General features: G+C 68.4%; 12 protein-coding genes. 9 read left to right on the top strand and 3 right to left on the bottom strand.

Annotated elements, in window-relative coordinates:
• Positions 1-9: 9 nt before the first annotated feature.
• A complete protein-coding gene (gene ku / locus AC1DCG_RS15815; RefSeq protein WP_477029756.1) occupies positions 10-861 on the top strand; it encodes a non-homologous end joining protein Ku in 852 nt (283 codons plus the stop codon).
• On the opposite strand, the gene AC1DCG_RS15810 is transcribed toward ku, so the two are convergent.
• Together AC1DCG_RS15810 and AC1DCG_RS15805 are read right to left on the bottom strand one after the other, a co-directional pair.
• On the bottom strand, positions 858-2,171 hold the full coding sequence (locus tag AC1DCG_RS15810; protein WP_477029757.1) for an MFS transporter: 1,314 nt from the start codon (positions 2,169-2,171) through the stop codon (positions 858-860). The two genes, ku and AC1DCG_RS15810, sit on opposite strands and share 4 nt — an antisense overlap.
• An 84-nt stretch (positions 2,172-2,255) precedes the next feature.
• Positions 2,256-4,796, bottom strand: a complete 2,541-nt coding sequence (locus AC1DCG_RS15805; RefSeq protein ID WP_165260044.1) for a TonB-dependent receptor domain-containing protein — start codon at positions 4,794-4,796, stop codon at positions 2,256-2,258.
• Between the two features lie 373 nt (positions 4,797-5,169).
• Between AC1DCG_RS15805 and AC1DCG_RS15800 the strand changes: the two genes are divergently transcribed.
• From AC1DCG_RS15800 to AC1DCG_RS15780, 5 genes are all read left to right on the top strand, one after another.
• Complete coding sequence (locus AC1DCG_RS15800; protein ID WP_165260042.1) at positions 5,170-5,724, top strand: TetR/AcrR family transcriptional regulator; 555 nt, start codon at positions 5,170-5,172, stop codon at positions 5,722-5,724.
• A gap of 79 nt (positions 5,725-5,803) precedes the next feature.
• Complete coding sequence (locus AC1DCG_RS15795; RefSeq protein ID WP_477029759.1) at positions 5,804-6,697, top strand: SMP-30/gluconolactonase/LRE family protein; 894 nt, start codon at positions 5,804-5,806, stop codon at positions 6,695-6,697.
• Entirely contained in the window at positions 6,697-7,911 is a 1,215-nt protein-coding gene (locus AC1DCG_RS15790; protein ID WP_477029760.1) for a serine hydrolase domain-containing protein, read from the top strand. Before AC1DCG_RS15795 ends, AC1DCG_RS15790 begins: the two co-directional genes overlap by 1 nt.
• On the top strand, positions 7,908-9,083 hold the full coding sequence (locus AC1DCG_RS15785) for an aromatic ring-hydroxylating dioxygenase subunit alpha (RefSeq protein WP_477029761.1): 1,176 nt from the start codon (positions 7,908-7,910) through the stop codon (positions 9,081-9,083). The genes AC1DCG_RS15790 and AC1DCG_RS15785 overlap by 4 nt, the downstream gene beginning before the upstream one ends.
• A gap of 13 nt (positions 9,084-9,096) precedes the next feature.
• Positions 9,097-9,507, top strand: coding sequence for a DUF2141 domain-containing protein (locus AC1DCG_RS15780; RefSeq protein ID WP_477041547.1), 411 nt, complete (start codon positions 9,097-9,099; stop codon positions 9,505-9,507).
• A gap of 163 nt (positions 9,508-9,670) precedes the next feature.
• On the opposite strand, the gene AC1DCG_RS15775 is transcribed toward AC1DCG_RS15780, so the two are convergent.
• The gene (locus AC1DCG_RS15775; RefSeq protein ID WP_477029763.1) at positions 9,671-10,585 is read right to left on the bottom strand and encodes a hydroxymethylglutaryl-CoA lyase; all 915 of its coding nucleotides are present in this window, start codon (positions 10,583-10,585) and stop codon (positions 9,671-9,673) included.
• Positions 10,586-10,765: 180 nt separating this feature from the next.
• Between AC1DCG_RS15775 and AC1DCG_RS15770 the strand changes: the two genes are divergently transcribed.
• The 3 genes from AC1DCG_RS15770 (at position 10,766) to AC1DCG_RS15760 (ending at position 17,335) form a co-directional block, all read left to right on the top strand.
• Complete coding sequence (locus AC1DCG_RS15770; protein WP_477041546.1) at positions 10,766-13,249, top strand: TonB-dependent receptor; 2,484 nt, start codon at positions 10,766-10,768, stop codon at positions 13,247-13,249.
• 141 nt (positions 13,250-13,390) lie between these two features.
• Positions 13,391-15,448, top strand: coding sequence for a hydantoinase/oxoprolinase family protein (locus tag AC1DCG_RS15765; protein WP_477029765.1), 2,058 nt, complete (start codon positions 13,391-13,393; stop codon positions 15,446-15,448).
• Positions 15,449-15,451: 3 nt separating this feature from the next.
• Positions 15,452-17,335: a hydantoinase B/oxoprolinase family protein gene (locus AC1DCG_RS15760; protein ID WP_477029766.1), complete on the top strand. Its 1,884-nt coding sequence runs from the start codon at positions 15,452-15,454 to the stop codon at positions 17,333-17,335.
• Positions 17,336-17,337: the final 2 nt, after the last annotated feature.

The raw sequence follows: 17,337 nt of genomic DNA, 5'->3' as shown, positions 1-17,337 counted from the left end.
GAAACGCAGATGGCCCCGCGTCCCACATGGCAGGGCCATCTGCGGCTCTCGCTCGTCACCTGCCCGGTGGCGCTCTACACCGCCACCAATCCCGGCGGCGAGGTGCGCTTCAACCTGCTGCACCCCAAGACCCACAACCGCATCAGGATGGTGGCCACCGATCCGGACCTCGGCCCCGTCGAGCGCGCCGACCTGGTGAAGGGCTACGAGGTCGAGAAGGACCGCTACGTCATCGTCACCCCGGAAGAGATCGAGAGCGTGCGGCTGGAAAGCACCCGCACCATCGACATCGAGCGCTTCGTCGACGTGGCCGACATCGACCGTCTGTATTGGGACAATCCCTACTTCCTGGTCCCCGACGGCAAGCTGGCGGTCGAGGCCTACAGCGTGATCCGCGACGCCATGGCCGGCGCGAAACGCATCGCGCTGGGGCGGGTGGTGATGCACACGCGCGAACGCCTGCTGGCCATCGAGCCGCGCGGCAAAGGGCTGGTGGCCTATTCGCTGCGCGCGTTCGACGAGGTGCGCGATCCGGCCGACCTGTTCGACGACATCCCGGCCAAGAAGGCCGATCCGTCGATGATCGCCATCGCCCGCAAGATCATCGAGCAGCAGGACGGACCGTTCGAGCCCAAGGACTTCAAGGACCGCTACGAGGAGGCCCTGCGCGACCTGATCAAGCGCAAGGAAAAGGGCGGCAAGACCAAGGTCGCGGCCGCCCTGCCCGAAGACACCAACGTCGTGGACCTGATGGAAGCGCTGAAGAAGAGCCTGGGCGGCAAGGCCTCCGCGACCAAGCCCGCGGCGAAGAAGGCGGCCCCGAAGAAGGCCGCCTCCGCCAAGACCAGGAAAGCTTCCTAGGCCTCCTGCGCCACCGGCGACCTGGCCTCCTTCAGCCGCAGGTAGATGCAGCCCAGGCCGACCGCCGCGTTGAGGATGCCGACCAGCACGAACGGCGAGGCCGGGCTGATCACGTCGAACAGCACGCCGCCCAGGGTGCCCAGCACCAGGATGCCGAAGGCGCCGCAGAGGTTGAAGAAGCCGATGACCGCGCCCCGGCCCTCCTCCGGCGCTTCCTTGCCGATCAGGGCCTGGGAGCCGATGAAGGCGCTGATCTGGCCCACGCCCAGCAGCACGAACAGCGGCAGCGCCGCCTTGCTGAGCGGGTCGTCGATGAACATCGTCGCCAGGTAGCCGACCGCGCCCAGCAGCATGCAGGCGGCCAGGGCCGTCAGGCGGTGGGCCTTGTCGATCATCAGGGCCACGACCACCGGCCACAGCAGCGCCGCCGACTGGGCGACGATGAACGGGATCCGGCCCTGGTCGAGGGCGTCGGCGAGGCTCGCGCCATCCTCCAGCGCCGCTTTCTTGCCCCAGGCGATGGCGTAGGCGCCGACGATGGCCAGGTCGCCCCGCGCCACGAAGGCCGAGGCGTAGGCCAGCACGATACGCGGATTGGCCTTGGCGGCGGCGACGCCGACGCCCAGCTGGGTCGAGAGCTTGACCCGCTCGACCGAACGCGTCGTCACGCCGGGCTTGAGGCCCAGCCACATGACGGCGGCCGAGACCAGGCACAGGGCCGCGGCGATGGCCAGCGCGGCCTGGCCGGCGGTCTTTTCGTCCATGCCCTGGCCGACGAACACGGCCGGCAGCTTGCCGATGGCCAGCGCCAGCACCACCACGCCCAGGCCGTTGAGGATGCCCGACAGGGCGACGATCTTGCCGCGGTCGCGGGCCTTCACATAGTCGGCCAGGATGGTCGACAGCATGCCGGTCGTGGCCCCGATGCCGATGGCGTAGACCACCTTGTAGAGCGACAGGTCCCAGATGTTGGTGGCCAGCGGGAACAGCAGGTAGCCCGCCGCCGTGGCCAGGAAGCCGATGGCGTAGACCGCGCGGCGGCCCACCCGGTCGGCCAGGGCGCCGGCCAGGCCGAACACGAACAGCAGCGCCACCTCGTTGACGAGGTTCAAGATCCCCAGGACCGAGCCCTGGCGGTCGAGCGGCACGCCCAGGTTCGCGCTCAGCACATAGGGCGTCATCACCGCCACCGTGGTGGCCAGGCCGATGTTGACGAAGGCGGCGTAGAGCGCGGTCCACATGTGGCCGGCGCGCACRCCGGGCTCGATCGCCAGTATGCCGAACCGCTCGGGGTTCTTGGGCGCTGCCATCGGGAACTCCAGAAAAACTTGGGGGCAAGGAAAAGGCCCGGCGCGCAGGGGCGCCGGGCCTTGCAGGTCACTCGATCAGCGCGATCAGAAGGTCTTGCTGATGCGGATCGAGGCGGCGCGCTTCTCGGGCAGAGAAACCACGTAGGAACGCGGCGGCGTGTTGTTGTTGAGGTCGAAGAAGCCGAAGTCGGTCGCCGCGATGGCGTTCTTCGGGGTGTCGTCGTCGAAGAGGTTGGTCACCGCCACGTCGACGCTCCACGACCCGTCGGTGATCCCGGCCCGCAGGTCCGAGACGAAGTAGCTCGGCAGCCAAGTCAGGTTGTTCTGGGTCATGTAGCGCTTGGACTGGTAGCGGCCCGAAAGCTCGGTGGTCCAGCTCCAGTTCGCCAGCGTCGGCAGCTCGCCGCTGATCAGCGCCGAGATGTTGAGGCTGTGCTTGGGCGTCAGCGGCACGGCCTTGCCGGTGTAGTCGCCGCCGTTGGACTCGATCCGGTCGAAGTAGCCCGGAGTCGGGACCTTGTAATCGGTGAATTCGGCGTCGGTGTAGGTGTAGTTGCCGCTCAGCGTCAGCCAGCGGGTCGCCCGCCAGTCGCTGGTCAGGTCGATGCCCTTGCTTTCGCTTTCGCCGGCGTTCTCGACCGACGGCACCGAGGTGCCGCCCAGCACCTTGGTGGTGCCGATCTGCTGGTTCTTGTAGCGGTTGAAGAAGATCGCCCCGTTCAGAACCAGGTCGCCGCCCAGGAAGACGTTCTTCGAACCGATTTCGAAGCTCTGCAGCTTCTCCGGCTTGAAGGTGGAGTCGACGCTGCCGCTGGTGCCGGTGGTGTCGACGCCGCCCGGCTTGAAGCCTTCGCCGTACGACGCATAGACCGAGTTGCGCGAGGTGAGCTTGTAGTTGGCCACGAAGTTCGGCGTGAAGGCGTCCGCGCGGACGGTCTTCTTGTCGACCTGGGTGGTCTTGGCCAGCTGGGCGGCCCGCGCGGCGGCGGTGCCGGCCGGACCGGCGGCGCAGCCCAGTTGCTGCAGGCAGACCAGCTGCACGCCGAACAGGCGGTAGTACATCGGCTGGTACGGGCTGCCGCGATAGGCGACGCGTTCCTCGATGTAGCGGCCGTCGAAGCGCAGGGTCAGGGCGTCGGTGACGTCGTATTCGACGCTGCCGGCCCAGGACAGCGAGTCCGTCTCGCGCGAGATCTTCAGCGGATAGTCCGCCGTGGCCTTCGCGGTCGTCGTCGGCGCCTGGAAGGCCCCGGTCGCCGTGGCGCCGCCGCCCATGAAGAGCGCCGTCAGGATGGTCAGGCGCGGGTCGGAACCCTCGCGCATCCAGAACTGGTCCTTGTTGATCTGGCTGGCCTGCTCGTGGAAGTACAGGCCTTCCAGCGAGGTGCGCAGCTTGCCGAAGTCCTTGCTCCAGCGCAGCGTCTGGCTCTGCTGCTTGGTGTCGAAGTCGTCGTCCAGCATCACCGAGAAGCCGATGGCCGGCAGGCCGCCGGTCGGGGCCACGGTCGAGTAGTTCAGGCCGTAGGCGCGCAGGAAGCCCAGGTACTGGTAGAGCGAGCCGTAGAACGGCGCCATGCCCGCATAGAGCGGAAGCACGTTGCCGCTGAGGCTGTTGTTGGAGTTGTCGAAGTCCTGGACCTGGGTGGTCTCGCCGCGGGTGATGCCGGTCAGCGAGGTGAACGTGCCCCAGTCGCTTTCGTAGTTGACCTCGAACGAGGCGCGGGTCGCATCCGTGACCGTGCCCTTGAAGTCCTTGCCCGTGCGCGGATCCAGCGAATAGGCGATGGTCTGGCTCTTGACCACCGCGGCGTCGCTGAGGTCGCCCTTGACCGTGAAGCCGGGGCGATTGTTGCTGGGATCGGTGACGGCCACGCCGAGATTGGCGGTGTTGGCCGTGCCGGTCAGCGGGTTGACCGCGGTGATGTAGGCCCGGGCCATCTGATCGTATTCTTCGTGCGAGCTCTGCACCCGGGCGAAGACGGTCAGCTTCTCGGTCGGCTTCATCAGCACGCTGAAGGCCGCGCCCTTGGCTTCACCGCCGCCGACGCGCTTGCCGCTGACGCTGTTCAGGTACTGGCCGTCGTTTTCCCAGGCCCCGGCGTTCAGGTTGATCGCCAGTTTGTCCTGCACGAGCGGGACCGAGACCGAGACCTTGCCTTCCTTGAGGCCGAAGTCGCCGGCCTCCAGGCTGATCTTGCCCTCGAACTCGCCGAGGTTCGGACGCTTGGAGATGTAGTTGATCGCGCCCGAGAAGGCCGAACGGCCGTAGAGCACGCTCTGCGGGCCCTTCACGATCTCGATGCGCTCGGCGTCGACGAAGCGCAAGCTGGCCAGCGCGCCGCCGCCGGCGGTGGCGAAGGCTTCCGAAGACGTGTCGACCCCATCCACCAGGATGGCCACGTTCGGACGGCCCCGAACCGCTTGCACGCCGCGGATGGCCGGACGCGTGTCGCTGGGCGTCAGGCCCTGGTCAAAGGTCAGGCCGGCGGTCGATTGCGCCACGCGGCTGATATCGGAAATGTTGCGACGTTCGATCGTCTCGGCCGACACGGCGTTGATCGTGATCGGAATGTCCTGGGAAGATTCAGACTTGTTACGCGCCGTGACGGTGATCTCCCCAATCACCGTGGACTCTTCCGAAGTCGTCGTTTGCGCGAGGGCTTGCCCCGAACAAATCAGAAGCGTAAGAGCGCTCGCGCTTGCGCCATAGATACTCATTGCCGACTTGGTCATGACTCCCCTCTTCAAATCTTGACCACACCCCGCCGCGTTCCCCGCGACTGTTCCCCGACGGTCAAGATGATGGAGCCGGACCAATACAGGTCTTGCGATAAAGCGTTTGTCCGTCCATCGGATAGGAGTTCAGGAAAGTCCCGCCATGCTGACAGACGTAGCGCCCGCAACCAAGCCTCGGCAATCGCGCCGGATCGCCACCGAAGCAGCGATCGTAGAGGCGTTCGGGCGTCTTATGGAGCGCGGAAGCGTCCACGACGCGGGTGTGAACGCCCTAATCAAGGAAGCCGGCGTCGGCAAGAAACAAATATATGACTATTTCGGCGGACTGGGGGGCGTGGCCGACGCCTGGGTGCGCCGCACCGGCATCTGGCCCCGTCTTTCCGACATGCTGGACGAGCCGCTGGAGACCTTCCACCAGCGTCCGCCGATGGAGCGCCTGCGGATGCTGGTGCGCACCTACGCCTCGTCGCTGCGCGCCCACCCCGCCGTGGCCACCATCATGGCCGGCGAGTTCGCAGGCCCGCCGGAACTGCGCGACGCGGTCACCGCCGTGCGCATCCGCATCTGGGAAGAGTACGAGCGCCTGTTCATCGGCCAGCGCAGCGAGGACAAGGAACTGCTGGCCATCGCCATGACCATGCTGTCGGCGGTGTCCTATGTCGGCATGCGCGCCAAGTTCGAACCCAATTTCTTCGGCTTCGACCTGCATGACGACTTGGCGTGGGAGCGCGTCGTGGGCATGCTGGATCACGTGATGGGCCGCTACCAGACCGGCGTCGATGCGGCCGTTTCTCGTCAGGCGGATAACGCCGACTAGAAAATTGACCGATCGGTCCCCTTTTGAAAGTCTCCGAGCATCCCGCCAAGCGCGGGCCTGACCGCAAGCGGAGACCTTGATGTTCGGCGACCCTCTCTCTCTCCCCGTCAAACCCCAGGCGGGCGACCTCTGGGTGGCCGCGACGATGGTCACCGACGACAAGCTGAAGCTCGGGCTGTCCAGGATCCTCCTCCTGGGCCCCGACCTGCAGACCAAGGCGGCGCTGCATACGGGCGACTTCGGCATGGTTTCGGGCCTGGCGGTGAATCCCCGCACCGGCGAGCTCAACGCGCTGGACCCGTTCGCCCGCAACGTCACCCGCATCGACGCCAACGGGCTTCGCGTGCCGGGCCAGGCCTCGCTCCTCCCCGGCCGCGGCCTGGGCTCGATGGTGTTCCTGCCCGACGGCGGCGCCCTGGCCGGCGAGCACCTGTCGGGCCAGGCCCCGCCGTTCACCGGCGAGGGCCGGCTGGTGCGCTTCGACGCCGACGGCCGCGTCGTGCGCTTCTATCGTCCCGAGTACCACGGCGGGGTGATGGGCTTCCTGGGCGTCACCCACCTGACCGTGCTGTCGGACGGCAAGACCGCCGCCTACGTCTCCGAGACCGGCCACACCGTGTTCCGCTACGACATCGAAGCCGACGCCCAGCTGCCGCCGCTCTATGTGCGCACCGATCCGCCGGGCATGGTGTTCGGGATCGCCGCCACGCCCAACGACGACGTGCTGGTCAGCTGCGGCAATGAAGTGCGCCGCGTGACCCAGGACGGTTCGGTGGCGCGCACCTACGCCGTGCCCGAAGGCCGCGGCTGGTCGTTCCTGCGCGTCACCGACGACGGTGCGCACTTCTGGGCCGGCGACTTCTTCTCGGGCCAGCTGGCCAAGATCGCGCTGGACAGCGGCGACCTAGTCGCCAGCGTCAAGCTCGACATTCCGTTCGGCGTGACCTCGATCGTCGAAGTGAAGGCCTCCTGATGGCGAAGAAGCGCAAGATCCTGCTGATCGGCCTCGGCGCCGTCGTCCTGGCGGGCGCGGCGACCTATGCGGCCGCGCCGCTGTACTGGGGCCGCTACTTCCGCGCCCTCACCGTCAATCCGCTGGAACCGCCGATCGACTGGTACAAGCCCGTCGCCGTCGTGAAGGGCGCACCGAGCGCCGCCCTGCCCAAGACGACTCCGCAGGCGGCCGGGATCGATCCCGCCGCGCTGGAGGCCGCCGCCGCGTACGCCGGCGCGCGCAAGTCCGACGCCCTGATCGTCGTCAAGGACGGGGCGATCGTCTACGAGCGCTATTGGAACGGCGTCGGCCCCAACACCGTGATGAAGGCCCACTCCTTCACCAAGACCATGACCGGCATGCTGATCGGCGCGGCCATCGCCGACGGCAAGATCAAGTCGGTCGACCAGCCGGCCGCCGACTTCATCACCGAGTGGAAGAACGACGAACGCTCGAAGATCACCATCCGCGACCTCCTGCAGATGTCGTCGGGCCTGGAGCCGCCGGACTATTCCTACGCCCCCTGGTCCAGCACCATCCGCACCTTCCTGTCGCCGGACCTGGCCAAGGACAACCTGGCCCTGAAGGCGGTGCATCCGCCGGGCACGGTGTTCGGCCACCACAACCCCGACCCGGTGGCGCTAAGCGTCATCGTCGAGCGGGCCACCGGCAAGACCTTCGCCGACTACATGTCGGAGAAGCTGTTCGCGCCGCTGGGCATGCACGACGGCTCGCTGTGGCTGGCCAAGGAGGGCGGCCTGTCGCACGGCGACTGCTGCATGATCTCGCAGGTCCAGGACTGGATGCGCATCGGCATCATGCTGGCCAACGGCGGGTCGTTCGAGGGCAAGCAGGTGCTGCCCGCCGAGTACGTCGCGGCCATGAGCGCGCCGGGCAAGGCCAATCCGGGCTATGGCTTCCAGATCTGGCGCGGCCGCCCGTTCGTCAAGAACCGCATCTACTCGCCCGAGCGCCCCGACAAGGCCAGCGTCTCGGCCGAGCCGATCGCGGCCGAGGACGCCATCTTCCTCGACGGCTGGGGCAAGCGCCGCTTGTGGATCGTGCCCTCGCAGAAGCTGGTCGTCCTGCGCGACGGCGTCGATCTCGACGACTGGGACGACACCAGGATACCCAATCTCATTCTTCGCGGTCTGGCGGCCCCCGCCGCCCCGCAGCCGGAGAAGGCGCCATGATCAAGAACCAGTGGTACGTCGCCGAGTACAGCGACGAAATTCCGAATGGCGGCCACAAGCGAGTGAAGATGCTGGGCCTGGAGTTCGTGGTGTTCCGCGACTCCAAGGGCAAGGTCAGCTGCCTGTCGGACGTCTGCATCCACCGCGGCGCCTCGCTGGGCAGCGGCATGGTCGTCGACGACGCCATCGAGTGCCCCTACCACGGCTGGCGCTTCAACGGCGGCGGCAAGTGCGTGAAGATCCCGTCGCAGGAGCCCGGCGTGAAGATTCCGCCGCGCGCCAAGGTCGATTCCTATCCGGTGCTGGAAAAGTACGGGATGATCTGGGTGTTCATGGGCGACCTGCCCGAGGCCGAGCGCCCGCCCCTGCCGCCGTTCCCCGAGTTCGAGGATCCGTCCTGGCGCAAGATCCGCGGCACCTACGAGTGGAAGGCCAACTACGCCCGCATCACCGAGAACGGTATCGACCCCTCGCACGCGGCGTTCGTCCACCCGAGCTTCGGCGACAAGGAAGCCCCGCAGGTCCACGAGTTCACCCTCGAGCAGGACGAGTGGTCGGCCTATGCCGAACTGAAGTTCGTGCCGCCCGAGTACAAGGGCATGTGGAAGTTCTTCCGCAAGGCCAAGCGCAGCATGGTCACCGTGCGCAACGGCTTCCACGTCTCGGGCGCGCACGTTCGTATCCAGATCCGCCCGACGCCGACCTGGTCGACGGTGATCTTCGACGTCAACACGCCGATCGACGAGACCACCACGATCACCCGCTGGATCATGGCCCGCAACTTCCTGACCCAGAAGATCTGGGACGGCGACAGCCGCCGCCGCACCCTGCGAATCTTCGAGCAGGACCGCGTGATCATGGAGAAGGTCTGCCCCGAGCTGCTGCCCGTCTACCTGCACGAGGAAGTCAGCGTGAAGTCGGACGGCATCATGGTGGCCTGGCGCAACAAGCGCCGCGAGCTGATCGAGAAGGGCTGGGCGCTGGACGTCGACGCCATGGAGCGCGACGTGCAGGGCAAGCGGGCGATGGTCATCCCCTCGCCCGACCGCGCCGATCCGAAGGAGGGCAAGGACTTCCTGCTCAAGACCGTGCCGCTGGTCGACGGCGAGCGCGTACGCCAGGAAGCCCTCAAGCAGCGCCACGGCGGCTCCACGCCGGCGGCGGCCGAGTAGTCCGGTGAAGAGCGTGAGAACGAGCATCCTCGCCCTCCTCGCCGCGCTGGTCGCCACGGGGGCCCAGGCGGCCTCCGTGGAGATCCGCGTTTCGGGCGTCGCCAACGCCAAGGGCCAGGTGGTCGTGTCGGCCTGCGACAAGACCACCTTCCTGAAGACCTGCCCCTACAACGTGAAGGTCCCGGCCGCCTCGGGCGCGGTGACCGCCAAGGTCGCCAACCTGCCGCCCGGCCGCTGGTCGTTCCTGGCCTTCCACGACCAGGACGGCGACGGCGTGATGAAGAAGACCGCCCTTGGCCTGCCCGCCGACGGCGTGGGCCTGTCACGCGACCCCAAGGCCCGGTTCGGCCCGCCGAAGTTCGAGGACTCGGYGGTCGACGTCGGCGCCGACGGCGCGAGCGTCAGCATCGGCCTGAAATACTGATCCCTCTCCCCTTGTGGGAGAGGGTGGCCTCCGAAGGAGGTCGGGTGAGGGGTCGCACAGACCTCGAACGCCGCGAAAGCCGATCAGCTTTCGCGGCGTTTGCATTTGAGAGACCCCTCATCCGTCGGCTTCGCCGCCACCTTCTCCCACAAGGGGAGAAGGATCAGTTGGGAAACCCGCCCGCCTTCGAGACCATGCCCGACAGGGCCGGCGCGCCCAGCACGTCCTTGAGCCAGCCGGCCGTCTCGATCAGCGAGGCCAGGTCCAGGCCCGTCGCCACGCCCATCCGTGAAAACATGTAGGCCAGGTCCTCGGTCGGCACGTTGCCGGTGGCGGCCGGGGCGAACGGACAGCCGCCGATGCCGCCGATGGAAGCGTCCAGGCTGGCCACGCCCGCGCGCCAGGCGGCGAAGGCGTTGGCCAGGCCCGTATTGCGGGTGTTGTGGAAGTGGGCGCGCAGGACAGCGCCCGGCGCCACGGCGCGGACAGCGCCGAACCGGGTCTCTACCGACAGCGGGTCGCCCACCCCGATGGTGTCGGCCAGGGTGATCTCGCCGACGCCATAGTCAGCCAACTCGGCGGCGATGCGGGCCACATGTTCGACCGCCACCTCGCCCTCGAACGGGCAACCGAAGGCCGCAGCGATGGTGACGCCCAGCTTCAGCCCGGCCTGGCGCGCGACCTCCGGGGCCTCGGAAATCTGCCGCAGGGTCTCGCTGATCGGGACGCCCTGGTTGCGGGCGTTGAAGGTCTCGCTGGCCACCACGACGAAATTGGCCTCGTCGACGTCGGCGGCGATGGCGCGGTCCAGGCCCCGGCGGTTCAGGACGAGGCCGATCAGCGACACGCCGCGCGCGCGCAGGTCCTGCTGGCCGCGCAGGCGAGCCATCACCTCGTCGGCGTCGGCCATCTGCGGCACCGCGCGCGGATTGACGAAGCTGACCGCCTCGACCCGCCGGGCGCCGGCCTCCACGGCCTTGAGCACCAGCGCGGCCTTGTCGGCCGAAGAAACCATGGCCTTCTCGTTCTGCAGGCCGTCGCGGGGCGACACCTCGACGATCTCGATACGGGTGGTCATGGCGCAGGCTCCTGGACGCCCGCGAGGCGGGCAGGCATGGCGCGCGAGGATGCGTGGCGGCGCCCGCGAAGCCAGCGCCCCGCCCCCGGCGCCCGACAGGCGGGGAGCCCGCGCGGCCGCGCAGCGAACGTCGGTACGCGGCGCAAGCTCGCCCCCGATCACTGGAGGGGAGCCTGATCGATGAAACCTAAGAAAACCGCCGTCCTAATGGGCGCTTCGCTGCTGGCCCTGACGTGGGCCGGCGCCGCTTCGGCCCAGGAGGCGCCCACCGCCGTCGACGAGGTGATGGTCACCGCCCGTCAGCGGGCCGAGAACCTGCGCGACGTGCCCGCCGCCGTCTCGGCGCTGAGCCAGGCCACGCTGGAGGCCGCCGGCGTCGCTCGCGCCGCCGACTTCGTGGCCCTGACGCCGGGCGTCAGCCTGGTGCAGGCCGCCGAACAGGGCGACGCCCAGGTCAATATCCGCGGGGTCAACGGCGCCCGCGACGCCCAGGCCTCGTTCGCCTTCGTCGTCGACGGCGTGCAGATGGCCAACCCTGCCGCCTTCAACCGCGAGTTCTCCGACCTGCGGCAGATCGAGGTGGTGAAAGGTCCGCAAGGCGCGGTCTACGGCCGCAACGCCGCCGCGGGCGCGATCATCGTCTCGACCGTCGAACCGGGCGAGGCCTTCGAAGGCGCGGGCAAGATCAGCGTCGGCAACCGCGACAGCTTTTCCGGCGACATCCGCGTGGCCGGGCCGCTCGGCGAGCGGATCTCCGGCAGCCTCTCGGCCGACTTCCGCAAGACCGACGGCTTCTGGGGCAGCGATTTCGGCGGCGGCGCGGTCGACCGCTTCGAGGGCTACAATCTGAACGGCCGCCTCGTGGCGCGTCTGGACGAGAAGACCAAGCTCGATCTCAAGGCCCGCTATGGCGAGGTGACCGCCGGCTCGATCGCCTACAACGCCGTCTTCGCCCTGCCCGCCTTCGCCTCGGTGCTGGCCACGCCCTCGTACTACGAGGACGTCAACGACCACCGCTTCGCCTTCCAGAACAACGTACCGCACACCAACGAGCAGCAGGCGCTGGAAGTCTCGGCCAAGCTGGAGCGGGACCTGGGCTTCGCCACCCTGACGGCCTGGACCCTCTATTCCGACATCGACAACGACCTGGTGGCCGACGGCACCTCGGCCTCGTTCGGGTTCTTCAACGCCAGCGCCGCCTGCGCCGCCTCGATCGCCAACCTGAACGCCAAGGGGATCACCCTGCCCGCGCCGCAGTACCTGGCGCCGACGGCGGCGGGCTCGTTCTTCGGCCCCTACACGCCGACGGCCTGCGACGGCTACCAGTACCAGAAGCGCGACCAGAGCGACGTCTCGGGCGAGCTGCGCCTGACCTCTCGCTCTGACCAGCCGCTGCGCTGGATGGTCGGCGCCTACGCCCTGCGCATCGACCGCGAGGTGGGCGTGGCMACCGGCCTGGACGGCGGTGGCGAGGTTCCGCGCGCGCTCTACGTGCCCTCCTCGTCGGCCTATTCGACCGAGCAGCTCTATTGGGACGACTTCAAGAGCGACGTGGCGGCGGTGTTCGGCCAGCTGGCCTATGACATCACGCCTGGCCTCGAAGGCTCGCTGGCCCTGCGCTACGACCGCGAGGAGCGCAAGGTGCACAACCTGGTGCCGACGGCGGCCCGCACCAAGTACATCGACTTCAACGGCCCGCCCTACACCGGCGGCGCGGCGCTCAATCCGGGCCTGGACGCCACGATCAATCCGGGCGGCATCAAGGACCAGAAGAAGACCTACGACCAGATCCAGCCCAAGATCGCCCTGCGCTGGAAGGCCAGCGAGGACTGGACGCTCTATGGCGACTGGGGCGTTGGCTTCAAGTCGGGCGGCTTCAACAGCCAGGGCAGCGCCGCCACCGTGAACCTGTTCGTCAATCCGGTGCGCACGGCCGCCGGCTACAAGCCGGTCAGCATCCGCGACGACTTCGACAAGGAGGTCTCCAGCAGTTTCGAGATCGGGGCCAAGGGCCGGATGCTGGACGGCCGCCTGACCATCGACGCGGCCGCCTACCACACCGACGTCGACGACATGCAGTTCTTCGAGTTCTTCGTCGGCCCGTTCGGCCTGCTGCGGGTGGTGTCCAACATCGACGAGGTGAGGATCAAGGGCGCGGAACTGGGCCTGCGCTACAAGGCGACCTCCCGCCTGACGCTGGAGKCCTCGGGCGCCTACACCGACAGCGAGATCCGCAAGAACAGCGTGCGGCCCGACACCGTCGGCAACGAGTCGCCCTACACGCCGCGCTACACCTGGAACCTGGCGGCCGACTACGTCCATCCGCTGCCCGACAACCTGGCCCTTCGCCTGCGGGCCGACGTGCGCGGCACGGGACCGACCTGGTTCCACGTCGTGCAGGACCAGGACGCGCCGACGGTCTTCGAGCTGAGCTACGGCGCGCTGGGCCGGGCCAACTACGCCAAGAGCCGCCGCGACGCCTACACGACGCTGGACCTGCGGGCCGGCCTCGAGGCTGACACCTGGAGCGTCACGGCTTTCGGCCGCAACGTGCTGGATGAAAAGTACCTGACCGAGGTGATCCCCGCGCCGGAGTTCGGGGGCAATTTCGCCTCGCCCGCGGCCGGCGCGACCTTCGGCGTCGAACTCGCCGTGAAGTTCTGACGACAGAACGGGCGGCGCCCGCACAGCGGTGAAACCCCTCCCCCGATCCGGCGCGCGCCGCCCGATCGGGGGAATGTCGTCTCAATAGGCGTCGCGCCGTCACCCTGGGGGGAGTTGGCGCGCCAGCAATAGAGGCTGACGATGGCTTACCGATTGGGCGTGGACGTAGGCGGGACCTTCACCGACCTGCTGTTGCTGAACGAGGCGACGGGCGATTTCTGGCGGCACAAGACGCCGTCGACGCCGCACGACAGCTCGGTCGGCGTGATGACCGGCGTCAACGCGGTCTGCGAGAAGGCCGGGGTCAAGCCGTCGGACGTCGACGTCTTCCTGCACGGCACCACCGTGGCCACCAACGCCGTGCTCGAGGGCAAGGGCGCCCGGGTCGGCCTGGTGACCACCGAGGGCTACCACCAAGTGATGCAAATCGCCCGCTCGCTGGTGCCCGGCGGTCTGGCCGCCTGGATCATCTGGCCCAAGCCGGAACCTCTCGCGAAGCTGGAAGACACCGTCGAGATCAAGGGCCGCATCGACGCGGCGGGCAAGGAGATCCGCCCGCTCGACGAGGCCGACGTCCGCGTCCAGCTGACCAAGCTTAAGGAGCAGGGCGTCGAGGCGGTGACCATCGCCCTGATGAACGCCTACCTGAACGGCGCGCATGAGCGCCGCGTGGCGCAGCTGGCCGCCGAGATCCTGCCCGGCGTGCTCGTTTCGCTGTCGCACGAGGTCCTGCCGGAGATGCAGGAATACGAGCGCACCCTGACCACCGTCGCCAACGCTTCGGTCCGCCCGGTTGTCTCGAAGTACGTCAAGAACCTGCGCGACAAGCTGCGGGGCCTGGACATGCAGGGCCGCATCGCCCTGCTGCGCTCGGACGGCGGCCTGATGTCGTCGGAGAAGTCCGAGGAGCATCCGGTCAGCCTGCTGATGTCGGGTCCCGCCGGCGGCGTCACCGGCGCCCTGTGGGTGGCCAAGAACTCGGGCCTGAAGAACATCCTCACGCTCGACGTCGGCGGCACCTCGACCGACGTGGCCCTGATCGAGAACGGCGAGCCGCGCCGCGTGCGCACCACCGACGTCGGCCACCTGACGGTGCGCGCCTCGTCGCTGGACGTGAAGACGGTCGGCGCCGGCGGTGGCTCGATCGCCAAGGTGCCGGAGCTGACCCGCGCCCTGCGCGTGGGCCCCGAGTCGGCCGGCGCCGCGCCGGGTCCGGCCGCCTACGGCAAGGGCGGCGCCGCCCCCACCGTCACCGACGCCAATGTCGTGCTCGGCTACCTGCCCGAAGACCTGCTGGGCGGCGCCTTCAAGCTGGACCGCGAAGCGGCCCGCACAGCGGTGCAGACCATCGCCGACGCCCTGGGCATCGACCTCTATGAAGCCGCCCGCGGCATCATCGACATCGTCAACGAGAACATGTTCGGCGCGCTGCGCATGATCTCGGTGCAGCAGGGCTATGACCCGCGCGACTTCGCCTTGATGGGCTTCGGCGGCGCCGGCCCCCTGCACGTCAACGCCGTGGCCAAGCTGATGGGCTCGTGGCCAGCCGTGTCGCCGGTCTCGCCCGGCGTGCTGTGCGCCCTGGGCGACGCCACCACCCGCATGCGCACCGAGACGGCCCGCTCGTACTCCAAGCGCCTGTCGGCCGCGACCGAGGCCGAGGTGCTCTCGCTGTTCGGCGAGATGGACGCCCAGATCCGCGACACCCTGAAGGCCGACGGCGTCACCGACGCCGAGATCGAGACCCGCTTCGAGATCGACGTCCGCTATCACGGCCAGGCCTTCGAAGTGCCCATGCACGTGACGCTGGACAGCCTGAAGAACGGCGGGCTGACCCGTCTGGCCGCCGCCTTCGACGACGAGCACCGCCGCCTCTTCACCTTCAACATGGACGCCGAGCACGAGCTGGTGAACCTGCGCGCCGTCGCCATGGGCAAGGTGCAGGAGATCCCCTCGCTGGAGATCGAGAAGGGCGACGGCGATCCCTCGCGCGCCAAGATCCGCGACCACGAGGTCTGGGCCGACGGCGGCATGAAGCCGGCCGCCATCTACGACCGCTCCAAGCTCCGCGCCGGTGACCGCGTCCCCGGTCCGGCGATCATCACCGAGATGGATTCCACCACCCTGGTGCTGCCCGACTGCGAGGCGCTCGTCGACGCCTACGGCGTCATCCTGATCAATCCTGCCAAGGAAGCCTGAGCCATGCCCGCGCGCATCCTGGAAACCAATTCCACGCCCTTCGGCAAGGTCGCCGTCGATCCGGTGACGCTCGACATCATCGAGAACGCCCTGCGCAACGCCCGCGTCGAGATGGACGCCACCCTGTTCCGCACCGCGCTGTCGCCCGGCATCCGCGAGCAGGGCGACGCCTTCCCGCTGATCGCCGACCGCGACGGCCGCATGGTGGTGGGCCAGTTCGGCTCGTTCATCGACGGCTTCCTCAAGGGCTATGACGGCGAGATCGAGGAAGGCGACATCATCCTCGTCAACGACCCCTACTCGGTCGAGGGCGCCATCAGCCACGCCTCCGACCAGCTGTGCATCGCCCCGATCTTCCGCGACGGGCGCCTGGTGGCCTGGTCGGCGATGTTCGGCCACATGACCGACGTCGGCGGCAAGGTGCCCGGCTCCCTGCCCACCGACGCGGCCTCGATCTTCGAGGAAGGCTTCCGCCTGCCGCCGGTGAAGCTGTACCGCAAGGGCGAGCTGCAGAGCGACATCGTGCGCATCGCCGCCCACCAGTCGCGCATGCCCGAATGGTTCAAGGCCGACCTGCACGCCATCGTCGCCTCGTGCCGCGTGGCCGGTCGCCGGGTGGTCGAGATCTGCGAGCGCTTCGGCGACGACGTGTTCGCCAGCGCCCTGGACGAACTGCTGGCCCGCAACCACCGCGCCATGGCCCACCTGATCTCGACCGCGATCGGCGAGGCGCCGGTGTCGTTCGAGGACTACATCTGCGACGACGGCAAGGGCGCAGGACCGTTCAAGATCAAGTGCACCATGTGGCGTGAGGGCGGCAAGGTCGTTCTCGACTTCGACGGCACCGATCCGCAGTCGGACAGCTCGATCAACTTCCTGCTGAACGAGAACATGTTCAAGATGTTTTTCGGCATCTACATGATCATGGTCTTCGACCCGCAGATCCTGTTCAACGACGGCTTCTACGACCTGGTCGACGTGCGGATTCCGGAAGGCAGCCTGCTGAAGCCGAAGTTCCCGGCCGCCCTGTCCTGCCGCACCCACGCGCTTGGCCGCATCTTCGACGTGCTGGGCGCGCTGCTCGGCCAGAAGACCCCGGAATTCCTGTGCGCCGCCGGCTTCTCGTCTTCGCCGCACCTGATGTTCTCGGGCTTCGACGGCAAGGGCGAGTGGTTCCAGCTGTTCCAGATCGGCTTCGGCGGCATTCCGGGCCGTCCGTTCGGCGACGGCGCCGACGGTCACTCGCTGTGGCCGGGCTTCACCAACGTGCCCAACGAGTTCCTGGAACGCTACTTCCCGATGGTCATCGAGCGCTACGAGAGCGTGGCCGACAGCGGCGGCGCCGGGCGCTTCCGGGGCGGCAACGGCATCCACATGACCTACAAGTTCACGGAAGCCGGCACGATCGCCATCCACGACGACCGCTGGTTCGTGCCGCCGTGGGGCGTCAACGGCGGCGCCCCCGGGGCCCGCTCGTGGAAGCGCCTGGACAAGGCCAGCGGCGAGAGCATCGCCCTGCCCTCCAAGTGCGACGGGATCCAGGTCGACAAGGGCGACCTGCTGCACTTCGTCACCTGGGGCGGCGGCGGCTGGGGCGACCCGCTGGAGCGCGAGGTCGAGCTGGTCGAGCTGGAAGTCTCGCGCGGCCTGGTCAGCGCCGAGGGCGCCAAGCGCTTTGGCGTGGTGATCGACGCGGCCGGTAAGGCCGATGCGACCGCCACCGAGGCCCTGCGCGCCAAGATCCGCAGCGAGCGCGGCCCGCTGGAGGTGTTCGACCGCGGTCCCTCGATCGAGGAACTACGGGCCAACTGCCTGGAGCAGACCGGCCTGCCGGCGCCGCGCGCGCCAGTGTGGCGCAACGCCCCGCTGGCCCTGGCGGCGGAGTAAGG

This window comes from Caulobacter sp. 10L414 (genome assembly GCF_056395525.1).
Note: the sequence above shows the minus strand (reverse complement) of the source record. Positions and strands in the feature narration are given on the sequence as shown.